At 66.7% G+C, this 17,489-nt stretch carries 19 protein-coding genes; 3 read left to right on the top strand and 16 right to left on the bottom strand.

Going from position 1 to position 17,489, the window contains the following annotated elements; genetic code table 11:
* The first annotated feature begins 8 nt into the window (after positions 1-8).
* Positions 9-1,271 carry an imidazolonepropionase gene (gene hutI, locus B0E47_RS05370; protein ID WP_077512976.1) on the top strand — a complete coding sequence of 421 codons (1,263 nt, stop codon included), beginning with the start codon at positions 9-11 and terminating at the stop codon, positions 1,269-1,271.
* Here the strand turns inward: hutI and lpxK are convergent.
* The 14 genes from lpxK to B0E47_RS05300 form a co-directional block, all read right to left on the bottom strand.
* Positions 1,208-2,209 carry a tetraacyldisaccharide 4'-kinase gene (lpxK, locus tag B0E47_RS05365; protein WP_077512975.1) on the bottom strand — a complete coding sequence of 334 codons (1,002 nt, stop codon included), beginning with the start codon at positions 2,207-2,209 and terminating at the stop codon, positions 1,208-1,210. The genes hutI and lpxK overlap by 64 nt on opposite strands.
* Before the next feature lie 9 nt (positions 2,210-2,218).
* Positions 2,219-4,003 (bottom strand): lipid A export permease/ATP-binding protein MsbA, encoded by a 1,785-nt coding sequence (msbA, locus tag B0E47_RS05360; RefSeq protein WP_077512974.1) that lies wholly within the window; start codon positions 4,001-4,003, stop codon positions 2,219-2,221.
* A complete protein-coding gene (locus B0E47_RS05355) occupies positions 4,000-4,431 on the bottom strand; it encodes a biopolymer transporter ExbD (RefSeq protein WP_077512973.1) in 432 nt (143 codons plus the stop codon). Before B0E47_RS05355 ends, msbA begins: the two co-directional genes overlap by 4 nt.
* 10 nt (positions 4,432-4,441) lie before the next feature.
* Positions 4,442-5,092, bottom strand: a complete 651-nt coding sequence (locus B0E47_RS05350) for a MotA/TolQ/ExbB proton channel family protein (protein ID WP_077513004.1) — start codon at positions 5,090-5,092, stop codon at positions 4,442-4,444.
* A 113-nt stretch (positions 5,093-5,205) separates the two neighbouring features.
* Entirely contained in the window at positions 5,206-7,518 is a 2,313-nt protein-coding gene (locus B0E47_RS05345) for a DNA internalization-related competence protein ComEC/Rec2 (RefSeq protein ID WP_077512972.1), read from the bottom strand.
* A gap of 104 nt (positions 7,519-7,622) precedes the next feature.
* On the bottom strand, positions 7,623-8,321 hold the full coding sequence (lolD, locus tag B0E47_RS05340) for a lipoprotein-releasing ABC transporter ATP-binding protein LolD (RefSeq protein WP_077513003.1): 699 nt from the start codon (positions 8,319-8,321) through the stop codon (positions 7,623-7,625).
* Positions 8,322-8,328: 7 nt separating this feature from the next.
* A complete protein-coding gene (locus B0E47_RS05335) occupies positions 8,329-9,570 on the bottom strand; it encodes a lipoprotein-releasing ABC transporter permease subunit (RefSeq protein WP_077513002.1) in 1,242 nt (413 codons plus the stop codon).
* A 97-nt stretch (positions 9,571-9,667) separates the two neighbouring features.
* The gene (locus tag B0E47_RS05330; protein WP_077512971.1) at positions 9,668-10,105 is read right to left on the bottom strand and encodes a hypothetical protein; all 438 of its coding nucleotides are present in this window, start codon (positions 10,103-10,105) and stop codon (positions 9,668-9,670) included.
* Positions 10,077-10,319: a succinate dehydrogenase assembly factor 2 gene (locus B0E47_RS05325; RefSeq protein WP_077512970.1), complete on the bottom strand. Its 243-nt coding sequence runs from the start codon at positions 10,317-10,319 to the stop codon at positions 10,077-10,079. Before B0E47_RS05325 ends, B0E47_RS05330 begins: the two co-directional genes overlap by 29 nt.
* Before the next feature lie 198 nt (positions 10,320-10,517).
* A complete protein-coding gene (locus B0E47_RS05320; protein ID WP_077512969.1) occupies positions 10,518-11,300 on the bottom strand; it encodes a succinate dehydrogenase iron-sulfur subunit in 783 nt (260 codons plus the stop codon).
* Positions 11,301-11,396: 96 nt separating this feature from the next.
* Positions 11,397-13,184, bottom strand: coding sequence for a succinate dehydrogenase flavoprotein subunit (gene sdhA, locus B0E47_RS05315; protein WP_077512968.1), 1,788 nt, complete (start codon positions 13,182-13,184; stop codon positions 11,397-11,399).
* Between the two features lie 19 nt (positions 13,185-13,203).
* Positions 13,204-13,608 (bottom strand): succinate dehydrogenase, hydrophobic membrane anchor protein, encoded by a 405-nt coding sequence (gene sdhD / locus B0E47_RS05310; protein WP_077512967.1) that lies wholly within the window; start codon positions 13,606-13,608, stop codon positions 13,204-13,206.
* Entirely contained in the window at positions 13,605-14,000 is a 396-nt protein-coding gene (gene sdhC / locus B0E47_RS05305; protein ID WP_077512966.1) for a succinate dehydrogenase, cytochrome b556 subunit, read from the bottom strand. Before sdhC ends, sdhD begins: the two co-directional genes overlap by 4 nt.
* Positions 14,001-14,093: 93 nt before the next feature.
* A complete protein-coding gene (locus tag B0E47_RS05300; RefSeq protein ID WP_077512965.1) occupies positions 14,094-14,261 on the bottom strand; it encodes a DUF1674 domain-containing protein in 168 nt (55 codons plus the stop codon).
* Between the two features lie 132 nt (positions 14,262-14,393).
* Here B0E47_RS05300 and B0E47_RS05295 point away from each other — a divergent pair, with 132 nt between their 5' ends.
* Positions 14,394-15,197 (top strand): folate-binding protein YgfZ, encoded by an 804-nt coding sequence (locus tag B0E47_RS05295; protein ID WP_077512964.1) that lies wholly within the window; start codon positions 14,394-14,396, stop codon positions 15,195-15,197.
* A gap of 467 nt (positions 15,198-15,664) precedes the next feature.
* Positions 15,665-16,099 carry a cell wall hydrolase gene (locus B0E47_RS05290; RefSeq protein WP_077512963.1) on the top strand — a complete coding sequence of 145 codons (435 nt, stop codon included), beginning with the start codon at positions 15,665-15,667 and terminating at the stop codon, positions 16,097-16,099.
* Positions 16,100-16,194: 95 nt separating this feature from the next.
* Here the strand turns inward: B0E47_RS05290 and B0E47_RS05285 are convergent, their stop codons facing one another.
* Together B0E47_RS05285 and B0E47_RS05280 are read right to left on the bottom strand one after the other, a co-directional pair.
* Entirely contained in the window at positions 16,195-16,677 is a 483-nt protein-coding gene (locus B0E47_RS05285) for a glycine zipper 2TM domain-containing protein (protein WP_077512962.1), read from the bottom strand.
* Positions 16,678-16,705: 28 nt separating this feature from the next.
* Positions 16,706-17,299 carry a glycine zipper 2TM domain-containing protein gene (locus B0E47_RS05280; RefSeq protein WP_077513001.1) on the bottom strand — a complete coding sequence of 198 codons (594 nt, stop codon included), beginning with the start codon at positions 17,297-17,299 and terminating at the stop codon, positions 16,706-16,708.
* Positions 17,300-17,489 lie beyond the last annotated feature (190 nt).

Here is a 17,489-nt window from a genome sequence, read left to right as displayed (position 1 = left end):
GGCCATCGATGAACTCGCCACGCTGGGACCGATTGCTGTTGAATGCCACGCTGGCAACGTTCGCCGACGACACGCCCTGCGGCCTGATCGAGCAGGCGGCGATCGCAATGCAGCACGGGCGCATCGCCTGGGTGGGTCGCACGAACGAGCTGCCTGATGCGCCGCAGCTGCTCGCGGCCGAGGTGGAATCGCTCGATGGCGCGCTGGTCAGTCCTGGCCTGATCGACTGCCACACCCACCTGGTGTTCGGCGGCGACCGCGCCGACGAGTTCGACCTGCGGCTGAATGGCGCCAGCTACGAGGAGATTGCCCGCGCCGGCGGCGGCATCGTGTCCACCGTCGAGGCCACCCGCGCCGCCAGTGAGGACATGCTGTACGCGCAGGCCCTGCCGCGCGCGCAGACCCTGCTCGCCGACGGCGTGACCACGCTGGAGATCAAGTCCGGCTACGGCCTGGAGCTGGACAGCGAACGGCGCATGTTGCGCGTGGCGCGTCGCCTCGGTCGCGAACTGGGGATCAGCGTACGCACCAGTTTCCTCGGCCTGCACGCGCTGCCACCGGAATACCGGGATCGGCGCGCCGACTACGTGGCGCTGGTCTGCGACGAGATGCTGCCGACACTGGCCGCCGAAGGCCTGGTCGACGCGGTCGACGCGTTCTGCGAGAACATCGGATTCACCCTGGCCGAAACCCGCCGCCTGTTCGCGCGCGCGCGCGAGCTCGGCCTGCCGGTGAAGCTGCACGCGGAGCAGTTGTCGGATCAGGACGGCGCGGCACTCGTTGCCGAATACGGCGGGCAGTCCGCCGATCATCTGGAGCATTTGAGCGAGTCCGGCGCCAGGGCGATGGCCACCGCCGGCACCGTCGCCGTGCTGCTGCCCGGAGCGTTCTACGCCTTGCGCGAAACGAAACTGCCGCCAATCGACCTGCTGCGCGAACACCGCGTGCCGATGGCCGTCGCCACCGACTGCAACCCCGGCACCTCGCCGCTGCTGTCGCTGCGCATGGCGGCCGGCATGGCCTGCACCCTGTTCCGGCTGACCCCTGAAGAAGCCCTGCGCGGGGTAACCATCCACGCGGCCCGCGCGCTGGGCCTGAGCGATCGCGGCACGCTGGCGGTCGGCCAGCGCGCCGACCTGGTGATCTGGAACGCGCGCCGCCCGGCCGAGCTGTGCTACTGGATCGGCGGCAACCTCGCGCGCCGCATCTACGTCGCCGGCGAACCCGTCTCGCGGCGCAAGCCATCCAGGCGTTCACCCAGCGCCTCGTAAAACGCCGCCGGCAATTCGGCGCGAACGGGAACCCGCCACCAGTCCGGGCGGGCAAAATGCCGGCACTTCACCGCATCCTTGTCGGTCATCAGCACGGGCAGCCGATCGCCGAAATCCAGGTCGCCCGCGACAAAGGCGTGATGATCGGCAAAGGCATGTTCGATCGGCTCGATGCCGGCGGCGCGCAGGCTGGCGAAGAACCTCGCGGGATGGCCGATCGCCGCCACGGCGTGCACGTGCTGGCCGGCAAACTGCGCCAGCGGACGGCGCTCGCCATCATGCAAGGCTACTGCCTCGTCGCCCAGCAACTGCATCGAAAATTCTCCGCCGGCCGGCAGTCCGCCATTGCACACGCGAAAGTCCACTCGCGCGAGGCGCGACCGCGGCTCACGCAGCGGACCCGCCGGCAACAGCCGGCCGTTGCCGAAGCGGCGCGTGCCGTCGATCACGCAGATCTCCATGTCGCGCGCCAGCGCGTAATGCTGCAGGCCGTCATCGGCCACCACGACATCGCAGCCCGCGTCGAGCAGCAGCCGCGCCGCGGCGGGGCGATCGCGCCCGACCGCCACTGGCACGCCGCTGGCGCGGATCAGACAGGGTTCGTCGCCGACCTCGGTCGGGTCGGGCTGGTCGCCCAGCAACATCGGTTCGCGCCGGCGGCCGCCATGACCGCGGCTGACGACGCCAGGATGGTAGCCGCGCGCGCTCAACGCCCCGGCCAGCGCGATGGTCAGCGGCGTCTTGCCGGTGCCGCCCACGCTGAGATTGCCGACCACGATGACCGGCACCGGCAGGCGTACGCTGCGCATCGCGCCGATCCGGTAGAGCCAGCCGCGCAGGCGCACCACCGCGCCGTACAACGCCGCCAGCGGCCACGTCCACCACGGCGGGCGGCCATCGCCATACCAGGCTGATTCGAGCGTATCGATCAGCGCCATGGATGATCCTCAGTGGCTGGCCGGGCTGGCCGCGAGATCGTGGAACTGCATCCGTTGCAGGATGGCGTACTGTCCGTCCAGCGCGATCAGCTCGGCATGGGTGCCACGCTCGACGATGCGGCCCTGGTCCATCACCGCGATCTGGTCTGCGCCCTCCACGGTGGACAGGCGATGGGCAATCACCAAGGTGGTGCGATCCTTCATCAGCCGCTGCAGTGCCTGCTGGATCAACCGCTCCGATTCGGTATCGAGCGCGCTGGTCGCCTCGTCCAGTACCAGGATCGGCGCATTCTTGAGAATCGCGCGGGCGATCGCGATGCGCTGGCGCTGGCCGCCCGACAAGGTGTTGCCGCCCTGCCCGACCTGCGTGTGGATGCCTCGCGGTAGCGCGGCGATGAATTCCATGGCGTTCGCCGCTTCGGCCGCAGCGACGATGTCCGCCTCGCTGGCGCCGGCCAGTTCACCGTAGGCGATGTTGTTCGCGACGGTGTCGTCGAACAACATCACGCTCTGCCCCACCCAGGCGATCTGCCGCCGCAACGACGTCAGCGTGTAGTTTTCGTAATCCGCGCCATCCAGCACGATGCGACCGGCACTGGGTTCGTTGAAGCGCGGCAGCAGGCTGACGAGGCTGCTCTTGCCGCTGCCCGAGCGACCGACCAGAGCGGTGACCGTACCCGGTGCGCAATCGAGATCGACCCCGCGCAGGGCCTCGCACTCGTTACGCGGATAGACCAGGCTCACCCCGACGAAACGCAGCTCGCCGCGCGTTCGCTGCAGCTCGATCTTGCCGTTGTCCTGTTCCGGCGGCAGGTCGATCACCGCGAAGATATCCTCGGCCGCCGACAGGCCGCGCTGGATGTTCGCCTGCACATTGGCCAGCCGCTTCAGCGACGGCAGCATGGTGCCCATCGCGGTGAGCACGGAAAAGAACACGCCGGGTGTCATGCTGGCCAGCACCGCCGGCCGCGTGCCGAGAAAGACCAGGGCGGCCAGCGCGCTGGCCGCGACCAGTTGCACGGTCGAACTGGACGCCGCATTGGTGGCCGCGATCTTCAGGTTCAGCCGCCGCGTATGCCGGGTGATCTGGTCGAACCGCGATGCCTCATGCGCCTGGCCGCCATACACGCGCACTTCGCGATGGGCACCCACCGATTCTTCCACCGTGCCGGTGACCGAACCCATGCTGCCCTGGATGCGCCGGCTGATCTGCCGGTAGCGACGGGCGACCACGGTCGCCACCAGCGCGATCGCCGGTACCATCACCAGCAGCGAAAGCGTGAGATAGGGGCTGTACCAGAGCATCACGAACAGCATCGCGATCACGGTAAAACCGTCGGTGACCGCGATCTTCGCGGCGCTGCTCGCGGCCGCGGCGACCTGCTCGCTGGTATAGGTGATGCGCGACACCTGCTGACCCGAAGGCTCGCTGCCGAAATACGGGGCCGGCAGCTTCAGGTAGACGGCGAAAACCTCGTGCTGCATCGCCTGCACCACGTGCCGGCCGACATAGGAGACACCGTAGTCGCTGACGAAGGTACCCAGCGAACGCACCGAGAAGATCGCGATGATCCAGATCGGCATCCAGAAGATCAGGTACGGATCCTTCAGCGCGAACAGGTTGTCGATCATCGGCTTGATCAGGCCGGTGAACAGGGCCAGGCCACCGCCGTCGGCCAGCATGCCGACGAAGGCGACCAGGCCGATCGCCCAGTAGCCCCGCGTGTAGCCAAGCAGGCGTTTGTAGGTCGGCCAGCTCCCGGTATCCGGCGCCTCGGCCTGGTCCGCGCTCATTGAGCGGCGCCCGGCTTGCTCGGGGTGGTGGCGATCGACAGATGGGTGAAGCCGAGCTGGCCCAGCGCATCCATCGCGGTGACCACGTTCTGGTTCGGCGTCATCGCATCGGCGCGAATCGTCACGCTCTGGTCGCGGTTGTCGCCTGCATTGCGTGCGATGGTCTGCTTCAGCGGCTCGATGCCCTCGCCCATCACCTCGTCACTGCCCACATAAAACCGGCCATCGCGGTCGATCATGATGGTCAACGCCGGCGCATTCATGTCGCGGTCCGTGGTGCTGGCCTGCGGCAAGGTCACCTTCAGCCGCGAATGCTGCACGAAGGTGCTGGTCAGCACGAAGAACATCAGCAGGGTCAGCAGCACGTCGATCAACGGGATCACGTTGATCTCGAAATCGTCTCCGCGGCGGTCGTTGCCGATGCGCATGGCCCGCTCCTCAGCCTGCGCTCGGGGCGGCCGGCGCCGGGGCGCGGCGTGCACGGGCGGGTGCCGGGGCTGGCGGCGCCAGGGTCAGGTCGTCGAGCAAGGCGGTTGCCTGCTTCTCCATCTGCACGCAATAGCCCGCCACGCGCGAGCGAAAGTAGCGGTGCAGCACATAGGCGGGGATCGCCACGGTCAGGCCCGAGGCGGTGCAGATCAGCGCCTCGCCGATGCCGCCGGCCATCTTCGCCGGATCGCCGATGCCGCCGCCCATCACTTCCATGAACATGCGGATCAGGCCGATCACGGTGCCGAACAGACCCAGCAGCGGACCGATCAGGGCGATCGTGCCCAGCGTGTTGAGATAGCGCTCCATCCGGTGCACCACGTGGCGACCGGTGTCCTCGATGCGCTCCTTGATGATCTCGCGCGGCTGCCGGCGCACGGCCAGCGCCGCCGCCAGCAGCTCGCCCAGCGGCGAGCCGTTCGACAGCGCTTCGAGATGGCCCGGATCGAGCTGGCCGCTACGCGCCCACTGGCGCACCTCGTCGCCCAGACCCGGCGGCAGCACCGAGCTGCGACGCAAGGTCCAGCAGCGCTCCAGCACGATCGCCAGCGCGACCGCCGAACAGATCAGGATGGGCACCATTGCCCAGCCGCCCGCCATCAGGATATCCAGCACCGTTCGACCTCGTCACCCACCGCTCAGGAAGCGCGCATGATAGCAGCGTCGCTCCCACGTACTGCGGCAGGCGTGGCAATCCGGGAGCCGGGAGATCGTCACTCGCGCCAGTAGCGGGGCTGCCGCAGGCGCCAGCCCGGCTCGCGTCGCGGCGGCCCGTCGGCGGGAAAATCCACTTCCAGCGCCCCCTCCACGGCAGTGTTGAACAGCGGCACTCCGGCCTCGGTGTAGCGCGCCACCACCTCCGGCCGCGGGTGCCCGAAGCGGTTGCGCCAGCCCGCCGAGACCAGCGCCAGCGGCGGCCGCAGCGCCGCGATGAAAGCGGCGCTGGAAGAACTCTTGCTGCCGTGATGAGGCACCACCAGCACCGGCGGCGGACCGGCGTCCAGCGCGGCAGCGACCGCCGGCTCCACCTTCGAACTGATGTCCCCGCTCAGCAGCAGGCGGCCGCCGCGTCCTTCCACCAGCAGCACGCAGGAACTGTCGTTGTCGCGATCGCCGCCGCCGGGCGCCGGACTGAGCACGCGGAAACGCACGCCGTCCCATTGCCACGCCTGCCCGGCCACGCATTGCGCCATCGGCACCCGCATGCGCGCAGGCTCGCCGGCGAGGCGACGTGCCTGCGGAAACGCGTCGACCACGGCTTCCGCGCCACCGGCGTGATCGTTGTCGCCATGGCTGATCATCAGCATGTCCAGCCGCGTGACACCGAGCGCGTGGATCACCGGCAACACCGCCGCGTCGCCCAGGTCGAAGCCCGAGGGATAGCGCGCCCCGGTGTCGTAGACCAGCGCGTGTCCGTGCGTGCGCAGCAGCACGGACAGGCCCTGACCCACGTCCAGCACCCAGACCTGGAACGCACCCTCGGCCGGGACGCTGCGCGGCGGCAGCAACAGCGGCAGGAACAGCAACGCCCCGAGCCAGCGCAGCGGCACGCCGCGCGGCAGGAACATCCACAACGCGCCAAGCACGGCCAGCAGCAAGGCCAGCGGGTGCACCATCGGCAGATACCACTGCGCGCCGGGCCAGCCCGCCATGCGCTCGAGCAGCCACCACTGCGCATGCACGATATGCGCGGCCAGCCACAGCACCGGCGTGGCCAGCGGCGGACACAACGCCAGCAGCAGCATGCCGAACAGCGCACAAGGCACGATCACGAAGCTGACCAGCGGCACCGCGATCAGGTTCGACAGCGCACCCACCAGCGAGGCCTGTCCGAAGAACCACAGGGTCAGCGGCAGCAAGGCCACCGTCATCAGCATTTGCCCGGCCGACAGCTCGCGCAGGAATGCGCGCCAGCCGCGCCCATGCGACTGCAGGTACAGGATGAGAAAGGCCACGCCGACGAAGGACAGCCAGAAACCAGCAGCCAGCACCGCCAGCGGATCGACCAGCACGATCGCGATCAGGGCCAGCGCCAGCGAATGCGCGCCGCTGCTGCCGCGACGACTGCAACGTGCCAGCGCCACCACCGCGATCATCAGCAAGGTGCGCACGGTAGGCAGACCGAAACCGGCCAGCGCGCTGTAGACACCCGCCGCCAGCAGCGCCGCGGCAGCCTGCGCCTGCGCTCGCGGCAACCACAGCCCGAGCCGGGGCCACGCACCATAGACGAGCAGCGCAAGCCACACCCCGAACACCGCCGCCACGCCGACGTGGAAGCCGGAAATCGCGATCAGGTGCGATACCCCGTTCGCCCGCGCCACGGCCCAGTCGTCCTGGCCGAGGCCACGCGTGTCGCCCACCGCGAACGCGCGCAGCAAGGCGGCATCGTGCGGATCATGCACGCGCGTCTCGATGGCACGGGCGATCGCCGTGCGCACACCGTCGACGCACCACGAGGGCGCGTCCAGCATGCGGTTGTCATCATCGTCGCGCACGTAACCGGTGGCGACGATGCCGCGCTCCAGCGCCGAGCGCTCGCTGTCGGCAGCACCGGGATCGAGCAGGCCGCGCGGACGCTTCAGGCGCAGCAGCAGATGCCAGCGGGTACACGGCTGCAACGGTGGCGCGCCGTCGTACCACGACACCGTGATGCGTCCATGCAGATCGAGCGGCTGCCCATCCAGCGTGGCGTGTTCCACTCGCAGGGTGAACCGGCTGGCATCGGTACGCGCCAGCGGCAAGCCGACCAGGCTGCCGACCACCGTGACGTCACGCCCTTCCAGGGTGCGCGGCAGGCGCGCGTCCATCGCCGATGCACCGCGCCAGAGTGCCCAGGCCACCCCGAACAGCACGCAGGCCAGCCAGCGCCAGCGCGGGCAACGCCAGGCCAGACCGAGCGCGCCGAGCAGGATCAGCAGCGCCCACCACGGCGAAGGCAGGCGCGCGAGGCACTGCACCAGCAACACACCGAACAGCAGCGCGATCGCCGTGATGATGGCCGCAGGCCTTGCCCCCGCTCGCGTCATGCCGTTCCGTCCCGCTTCCTGCCGGATAGCCCGAGCCTAGCGCGGCACATCCACGGCCGGGGACGAAAAGCCTGTAGGCGGGCGCCGACCCGGCCCGTTCGACGTCAGCCCGCCACGCCTTCCTGCAACACCCCGTTGTGCAACACCAGGGTGCGATCCATCTTCGCGGCCAGGTGCGGATCGTGGGTAACCAGGATGAAGCTGGTGCCGATCTCGTGGTTGAGTTCCAGCATCAGGGCATACACCTGGGCGGCGTTCGCCTCGTCGAGATTGCCGGTGGGCTCGTCACCGAGTACGCAGGCCGGCCGGGTCACCAGTGCGCGCGCCACCGCACAGCGCTGGCGCTCGCCACCGGACAGTTCCGATGGCTTGTGATGGGTGCGCGCGCCCAGGCCGACCCGCTCCAGCAGGGTTGTGGCCTGCTTCTGCGCCTCGCCGATCGCGGTGCCGCGGATCAGCAGCGGCATGCACACGTTCTCCAGCGCGGTGAACTCCGGCAGCAGATGGTGGAACTGGTAGATGAAACCGAGCGAGCGGTTGCGCACGCGGCCGCGCTCGGCGTCGGACAGGGTCGACAACACCCGGCCTTCGACCTCGACCTCGCCGGCCGTGAGCGTGTCCAGCCCACCGATGATGTGCAGCAAGGTGCTCTTGCCCGAACCGGAGGCACCGACGATCGCCATCGTCTCGCCGCGCTTCAGGGTGAAGCTGACATCGCTCAGCACATTGGTGCGCAGCCCGCCCTCGGCGTAGGTCTTGGCCACGTGGCTGGCACGCAGCACATTCTCGCTGGTCGATTGCATGGTTTTCTCATTCATAGCGCAAGGCCTGCGCCGGCTGCGTGCGCGAGGCGCGCCACGCGGGGTAAAGGGTGGCGAGCAACGAGAAAGCGAAAGTCAGCAGCGCGACCCAGCCCACGTCATGCCAGTCCAGCCGGCTGGGCACTTCGCTGATGTAGTAGACGTCGGGCGACAGGAAGGTGACGTGGAAGGTGTGCTCGATCCACTTGATGATGCCGGGCAGCTTCCACGACAGCAGCGAACCCAGGCCGACGCCGAAACCGATGCCCACGAACCCGACCAGCAAACCCTGCACCATGAACGTGCCCATGATGCTGCGCGGTGTGGCGCCCAGCGTGCGCAGGATCGCGATGTCGGCCTGCTTGTCGGTGACCAGCATCATCAGCATCGAGATCAGGTTGATCACCGCCACCAGCACGATCAGCGAGAGGATGATGAACATCACCATCTTCTCCATCGACAGCGCATGGAACAGGTTCGCGTTTTCGTCCATCCAGGTGCGCACGCCGTAGTACTGGCCGAGCTTGTCGGCCAGTTCGCGCGCGACCGGACGCGCGCTGAACAGGTCGTCCAGGCGCAAGCGGATGCCGGTCGGCCCGCTCAGGTCGTTGAGCTTCTCGGCGTCGTGCATGTTGACCAGGGCCAGACCGGAATCGAACTGCTCCATGCCCAGCTGGAACGTGCCCACCACGTGGAAACTGCGCATGCGCGGGATGCCGCCCATCGGCGTGGCGCGCATTTCCTGCACGGCCATGGTCACCCGGTCGCCCACGCCGACGCCGAGCTGCAGCGCCAGGTCGCGGCCGAGAATGATGTTCCAGCTTCCCGCCGTCAGATCGTCGAGTTTGCCTTCGACCATGTGCTGGCCGATATCGACGACCTTCGGCTCGTCGGCCGGCTCGATCCCGCGCACCCGCGCGCCCGCGGATCGCCGCGCCAGCAGCATCGCCTCGCTCTCGACGTAGGGCGCTGCGCCCAGCACGTGCGGATTCGCCTGCGCGATCCCGAGCGCCTTCGGCACGTCCTGGATGGCGCCTTCGACGCTGACGATCGTCGCCTGCGATACCGCACCGAGGATGCGCGAGCGCATCTGGTAGTCGAAGCCGTTCATCACCGACATCACGGTGATCAACGCGATCACGCTGATCGCGATGCAGACGATCGAGACGGTGGAGATGAACGAGATGAACTGATTGCGACGCTTGGCGCGGGTGTAGCGCAGGCCGATGAAAAGTTCGAGCGGTCGGAACATGGGCGGTTCGCTTGTGGTGGTCACTGGGCGGGCCGCCCGGTCATCCATTATCAGGTATTCGGTGAGACCCCGCCGATCCGGCGAAGTTGCCGGCGGTTCACAGCCGCGGCAAGGCCTCGCCCGGCGTCACCGTGGCGAGGCGCATGCGCAGGCGGCGGCGGATATCGGCATCGCTGTTGTCCGGCGCCAGCAGGAGCGCGTGCACGCCACGATCGGCCGCACTCAGGCGCAGCAGCACGAACGGGCCGAGCACACGGAACGAAAGCAGCTCGGCGGCCACGTCTTCGTTGTCGGCCATGTGCAACGTCCAGTCCGGTCCGCTGCCCCAGCCTGCCGCCACCACGACCGGCAATACCCACTGGCGGTGTGTCCGCCATGTGGCAAGCAGGACCACGACCACCAGCGCCAGTCTGGGCCAGAGCGGCAGCGAGCAAAGCATCACCGCCAAAGCGGCCAGCGCGGCAACAAGCAGCAGAACGCGCCGCAGCCAGCGCGATGGCGAATAGTCAAAGCCGATGGCGGGCGCGGATGTCATCGATGATCGCCTGCCAGTCTGCCCGCGGCGGGCGCGCATGGCCCATCACCCAGTCCCACAGATCCGGATCCTGCATGTCGAGCAGTTCGTCGAAGGCCTGTTGCTGCGCCTCGTCGGCAGCGGCGAAACGTTCGTCCAGCCAGCCGCCGAACAAGGCATCGAGCTCGCGGGTGCCACGGCGGGCGCGCCAGCGCAGGCGGCCCTCAGCTCTCATAAAATAAAACCGCGCGCAGCGCCGCGTTTCCCTCCTCTCCCCTGCGGGGAGAGGATTGAGGTGAGGGGATGCTTTTGCGCAGAGCCATCATCAAAAGACCTCTTCGATCAACTTCCACGCAAGCACCCGCCCCTCACCCTGCCCTCTCCCCGGAGGGGAGAGGATATGCGGTGTCGCCGCTACACGGCGACGGCTGCATTACGCCGAACGCCGCTCCACCATCAGCTTCTTGATCTCCGCAATCGCCTTGGCCGGGTTCAGGCCCTTCGGGCAGGTGCGCGTGCAGTTCATGATGGTGTGGCAGCGATAGAGCTTGAACGGGTCTTCCAGATCATCCAGGCGTTCGCCAGTCGCTTCATCACGCGAGTCGACGATCCAGCGATAGGCCTGCAGCAGGATCGCCGGGCCGAGATACTTGTCGCCGTTCCACCAGTAGCTCGGGCAACTGGTGGAGCAGCACGCGCACAGGATGCACTCGTACAGCCCATCGAGCTTCTTACGCTCTTCCGGCGACTGCAGCCGTTCCTTGTCGGGAGCCGGGCTCTGCGTGCGCAGCCACGGCTTGATCGAGGCGAACTGGGCGTAGAAGTGGGTCAGGTCCGGCACCAGATCCTTCACCACCGGCATGTGCGGCAGCGGGTAGATCTTCACGTCACCCTTGGCGACGCTGTCGATCGCACAGGTGCAGGCCAGCGTGTTGGTGCCGTCGATGTTCATCGCGCACGAACCGCAGATGCCTTCGCGGCAAGAGCGGCGCAGGGTCAGCGTGGGATCGATCTCGTTCTTGATCTTCAGCAGCGCGTCCAGAACCATCGGGCCGCAGGCGGCCAGGTCGACCTCGTAGGTGTCGATGCGCGGATTCTGTCCGTCGTCCGGCGACCAGCGATAGATGCGGAAGGTACGCGGCTTCTTCGCATCCTTGGCCGGGTAATGCTTGCCGGGCTGGATCTTCGAATTCTTCGGTAGCGAAAACTCTGCCATGTGCGGAACCCTTCAAATCTTCGTGTAGGAGGGGCTTTGGCCCCGACAGCTTTTCGACACGTTCAGGGCCGTGGCCCCGACAGCGTTTCGATACGTTCAGTAGACGCGCTTCGCCGGCGGCACGGCCTTGACCTCGTCGGTCATCGGATGCATGTGCACCGGACGGAAATCGAAACGCGACTTGCCGGCCTCGTCGATCCACACCAGGGTGTGCTTCATCCAGTTGACGTCGTCGCGCTCGGGGTAATCCTCGCGCGCCTGCGCGCCACGGCTTTCCAGTCGCTGCTCGGCCGAGTCCATCGTGGCCACCGCCTGCGCCAGCAGGTTGGACAGCTCCAGCGTCTCGATCAGGTCGGAGTTCCACACCAGCGAGCGGTCGCTGACCTTGACATCGGCGAACATGCCGAACACCTCGGCGATCTTCTGCTTGCCCTCGGCCAGCGTCTCGCCGGTGCGGAACACGGCGGCGTCCTTCTGCATCGTGCGCTGCATGGCCAGGCGAATCTGCGCCGTCGGCGTGCCGCCGTTGGCGTGGCGCAAGGCGTCGAAGCGCGCCAGCGACTGGTCCAGCACCGTCGTGGGCAGATCCTTGTGCGCGGCACCGGGCTGGATCAGCTCGGCGCAGCGATGCGCCACCGCGCGACCGAACACGACCAGGTCGAGCAGCGAGTTGGAACCGAGCCGGTTGCCGCCGTGCACGGAGACGCAGGCGGCCTCGCCGATCGCGAACAGGCCCGGCACCACGGCGTCGACGTCGTCGCCGCGCTTCTGCACGACTTCGCCGTGATAGTTGGTGGGGATGCCGCCCATGTTGTAGTGCACGGTCGGCAGCACCGGGATCGGCTCCTTGGCCACGTCGACACCGGCGAAGATGCGCGCCGATTCGGCGATGCCCGGCAGCCGCTCGTGGATCACCTCGGGGCCGAGGTGCATCAGGTTCAAGAACAGATGATCCTTGTGCTCGCCGACGCCACGGCCTTCGCGGATCTCGATCGTCATCGCGCGGCTGACCACGTCGCGCGAGGCCAGATCCTTCGCGCTGGGCGCGTAGCGTTCCATGAAACGCTCGCCTTCGGAGTTGGTGAGGAAACCACCCTCGCCGCGCACGCCCTCGGTGATCAGGCAGCCGGCACCGTAGATGCCGGTGGGATGGAACTGCACGAACTCCATGTCCTGCAGCGCCAGGCCGGCGCGCAGCACCATGCCACCGCCGTCGCCGGTGCAGGTATGCGCCGAGGTGGCGCTGAAATAGGCGCGACCGTAACCGCCGGTGGCCAGCACCACGGCCTGGCCGCGGAAGAAGTGCAAGGTGCCCTCGTTCATGTCGAGTGCCAGCACGCCGCGACAGACGCCGTCCGCGTCGAAGATCAGATCGATCGCGAAGTACTCGATGAAGAACGTGGCGTCGTGTGCCAGCGCCTGCTGATACAGCGTGTGCAGGATCGCGTGGCCGGTGCGGTCGGCCGCAGCGCAGGTGCGCTGTGCGGTGCCCTTGCCGTAATGCGTGGTCATGCCGCCGAACGGGCGCTGGTAGATCTTGCCTTCCTCGGTGCGCGAGAACGGCACGCCGTAATGCTCCAACTCGATGATCGCCGCCGGCGCGTTCTTGCACATGTACTCGATCGCGTCCTGGTCGCCGAGCCAGTCGCCGCCCTTGACGGTGTCGTAGAAGTGGAAGCGCCAGTCGTCCTCGCCCATGTTGCCGAGTGCGGCGGAAATGCCACCCTGCGCTGCCACGGTATGCGAGCGGGTCGGAAATACCTTGGTGATGCAGGCCGCCTTGAGTCCCTTTTCGGCCAGGCCGAAGGTGGCACGCAGCCCTGCCCCACCGGCACCGACCACGATCACGTCATAGTCGTGCTGCTGAATCTTGTAGCTTTCCATGAATACTCGGCCTCGCGTCTTAGGGGGTCAGCGCAATGCGCAGCACGGCGAGCACGCCAGCGAGCGCGCCCAGCACCGCGATGAACTTGATCGCCACCATCAGCACGACCTCCTTCCAGCGGACATGCACGTAATCTTCGATCACCACCTGCAAGCCGAGCACGGCATGCCAGAACATGGTGAGCACGAACGCGATCAGCAGCAGCGCGTTCCACGGCTTCGCCACCGTGGCGCGCGCCGTGGCGTAGTCGGCGTGCAACAGGCACAGCACGGTGAGCACGAACCAGATGCCCAGCAGCACCAGCGCCGCGGCAGTGACCCGCTGGGTCCACCAGTGGCCCACGCCGGACTGGGACGAGCCCAGGCCGCGCGCAACCTTCATCGGATTGCGCCGATCCTTCACCACGGCCTCCTTCGCGCTCATGCCGCACCCCCGGCTGTCAATACGTAAGTCCACACCAGCACGGTCAGCACGATGCTGCCGACCACCGACAGCCAGCTGGAACGCACGAACTGGGGAATCTCGTAGCCGAACCCGGCATCCTGGATCAGGTGCCGGATGCCGTTGCACAGGTGATAGAACAGCGACCAGCTCCAGCCGAGCAGCAGGATCACGCCGAGCGGGCTGCCGATGATGCTCTTGAAGTGGTTGAAGCTGTCTTCACCTGCGGCCAGCTGCAACAGGCCGCAAACCACCAGCAGGCTGCCGACAGCCAACGCGATGCCGGTGGCGCGATGCGTGATGGAAGTCATCATCTGCACCTGCCTCTTGTAGATCTGCAGATGCGGTGAAGTCGGTCGTTGCGTATCTGCCATGGCGGCTATCCTGATGTGGAATCGCTGGTATTCATGCTGATGTCCGCCTCGGCGACTGCCCCTGAGTACGACGATGACCGCTGCCGTGATGGATCAGAAGTCGATGCAACGTCCGTTCTTTTCCCAGTCGCCGTAGCGCGTGGGATCCGGTGCCGGACGTTCCGCGCCGATCCTGTCCTGCGAGGGAGCGGCCGGAACAGCGGTCGCCTCCGGTTCAACCGAAGCAGGCGTGGATTCGACGGGAAGAAAGGTATCGGACATGGTATTTGGTAGCCGACGAAGGTTAATACTTGCGTCAGGACAGCACAACCTGTGGAAACCCCTGACCACCCTTCGCGCTCGCCGCCGCAGGCCACTTGTGCACGGCAACGATCGCCCCAAACTCCGTCGACCATGCACCCGTCCCCGCCCGCCGAAACCCTGCTGCTCGAAGGCCCCGACGCTGCAGCGTTCGCGCATGCGCAGTTCAGCAGCAGGGTCGACCTGCTCAATGTCGGCCAGTGGCAATTCAGTGCGTGGCTGGATGCGAAGGGTCGCGTGCGCGCCCTGTTCCATCTTGCCCGCCTCGACGGGGAGCGCTACCTGCTGCTGCTGCGCGGTGGCAGCTCGGCGGCCATGGCCGATGCGCTGCGCCGATTCGTCTTTCGCTCCAGGCTCGACCTCGCCGCGCTGCCCCTGCGTGCATTGACGACCGGCAACGCACGAGCCATGCATGCAGTCAGCGACGATGGCGAGGTGATTTCACTGGGCTGCGGCAGTCACAGTCTCGATATCGTCACGACACCAACTTCCGACGATGTGTGGCGTCTGCTGCAATTGCGCGAAGGCTGGCCGTGGCTGCCGGCATCCGCACTCGATGCGATGCTGCCGGCGGCATTGTCGCTGCAACGCCTGCATGCCGTTGTCGTCGACAAGGGTTGCTATCCGGGCCAGGAGATCGTCGCGCGGCTGCACTTTCGCGGCGGACACAAACATCATCTGCACCGCGTCGAGTTGTCGCAGCCCATACCTGCTGGCGAGATACTGCGCATGGATGGACGGGAGGTCGGCTGCGTGCTGGATGTCGTCGCTGACGGCGACGTCATCGAAGCCTTGCTGGTGCTGAGCGACGATGTCGCGGCTCACGTGAATCAAGACGTTGCCCCCGCCTTCGACAATCAGGTGAAGATTGCGTTGAAGGCAGCATGGCCGGCATGAATGTTGCGTGCGTGCACACGAAATTTCACGATGGCACTTGTCAATGAATCGTGAGTGCAAGTTAAACTTCGGCAGCGCGGCACTTGCCAGCGGTCTGTTCGGCCACTAGGCTCCGCCGATCGAATATCGCGGCATCCGGAACACGGGGTGCCGATTGACGCGACGAACCGGAAGCATCCGTATCGGCGCGACCCGGCAACAACAGGCCGGATGGACCATCGCCTCGCCATCAACGAGTGCGAAGCAGTCGGAAGCAATACGGCCAACGCGGCCGCGCAAGCCCGATGACCCCAATCCCGATCGGCCAGGTATCGCCGCTCGAACCGCCACAATCCCGTGGCAAAGCGTCATGGCCACAAGTTTCGGTCATGGCGACAGATCCAGGTGGAACGGCCTGCCCGCCCGTCCACCGCAACGGCGCACGAAGCAGCAATTCGCTTTACGCGTACAGCACGTTGGAGGCAGAAATGAAACTTTCGTTGTTGTTGTGGCTGACGACACTGATGCCGCAGCCCGTGGCCGACCAGGCCTGTCTTGCCACCACCGTTTACCTGGAAGCACGCAGTGAGCCGACGCTCGGCCAGCTTGCAGTGGCCGAAGTGGCCTTGCGCCGCCGCGACCGCGGTCATTACGGCAACACCGTGTGCAAGGTGGTGACGGCACCGCACCAGTTCGCCACGACCACCACACCCGGCTCGTTCGAGCTCAACAATCTCGATGCGTTCGTCAAGGCCTGGGATGTGGCCGGCAACTCGATCCACAACTGGCAGCTTCCGCCGGGGCAGCGCCGCATGCTGGTGCCGCACGCGGATCATTTCGCCACCACCGCGATCTCGCCGTTCTGGTCGCACAACCGTCCGAGCGTAACGATTGGCGAGCACGCGTTCTACGCCGTGAACTGAATCCGTCCGCTGGCCGACACAAAACAAAGAGGGGTCATCGCAAGATGACCCCTCTTTGTTTTGGCCGTCCAGACGGCCAAGGCGTTATTGCGATGTCAGCGTGCGTATACGTGGTCGTTGCGCACCTCGACATAGTCGCCCCGGCGCAGACCCGGGTCCTCCCGCTGGGTCACCGTCGCATAGCGCCCATCGTCGAGTCGAACCACGACGCGCCATGCGGCGTCTCCACCACCGCTGCGCTTGCCGACCTGGTTGCCGACCACGCCACCGGCCACCGCACCCGCCACGGTGGCGGCCTTGCGGCCATCACCCTTGCCTACCGTGCTGCCGAGAACGCCGCCGGCCACCGCACCGATGATGGCTCCGAGCGTACCGCCATTGCCGTTGTTCTGGACATAGACCTGTTGCACTTCCTGCACCACGCCGCAGGTGCTGCAACGTGCCGGCTGGTTGGAGTAAGCGCGCGACTGCCCCTGGTAATAGCCGTTGTTGGCGTAGGGTTGCGTGACGCAACCGGCGAGGGCGAGTCCCGCCGTCATCGCCGCAGCGAGAGCCATCTTTCGAGTCAGTGCATTCATCGTGTGATTTCCTGTGGGTTGGACGGGCTCAATGGGCATCGGATACCGCAGTCACGCCCTCCTGCACCTGCACGCGGTCACCGGGATCGTGATCCATGCGCACGGTGCGGGTAACGCCGTTGTAAACGTAGCGAACGTCGTAACCGACAATCTTGCTGCTGGTGTTGTTGACGGTATCGCACTGGCGCTCCACCGACGTGGTCACCTGGGGTTTCTGACGGCTGGCCTCGATCCGGTTGCCGGCATAACCGCCGCCGACCGCACCGGCCACCGTGGCCAGGGTCTTGCCCTTGCCGCCGCCGATTTGATGGCCGACCAGGCCGCCGACCACGGCGCCGATGGCAGTGCCGGCGATGCGATGCTGGTCTTTCGGGGGCGCCGAATGCGTGACGGTTTCGTCATGGCACACCTGCTTCGGGTTGTTCACGGTCGAGCGAACCGGATCCACACTGACCACCTGGGCATACTTGACACCCGCCTGGGCGTCCGCGGATGTGCCGGCCGTCGTGCCGGCCGCGTCGGTGGAAGCACCCGCATCCGCACTGCGATTGCAGGCGGAAACACCGGTGACCAGGGCCGCCGCGATCCCCGCCTTGAGCACGTTGACCATCAAACTGTTCATCATCAAGTTCTCCTCTGTAAGCATGTATGCAGCGTAATGTCCGGAATGTGCAGCAGACGTAATAATAAGCAGCGGACGCAATAATCTGCGCAACCATTGAACCGGCGTGCAACTGAATCCCAGCTAGACCGCTTTCATGACGTGGCCCTCACGCGTATTTCACCATTCCACGCACACACATTTCCGGAAA

Source organism: Rhodanobacter sp. B05 (assembly GCF_002001085.1).
Lineage (GTDB): Bacteria > Pseudomonadota > Gammaproteobacteria > Xanthomonadales > Rhodanobacteraceae > Rhodanobacter.
This window is presented reverse-complemented; position numbering and strand designations above follow the sequence as displayed.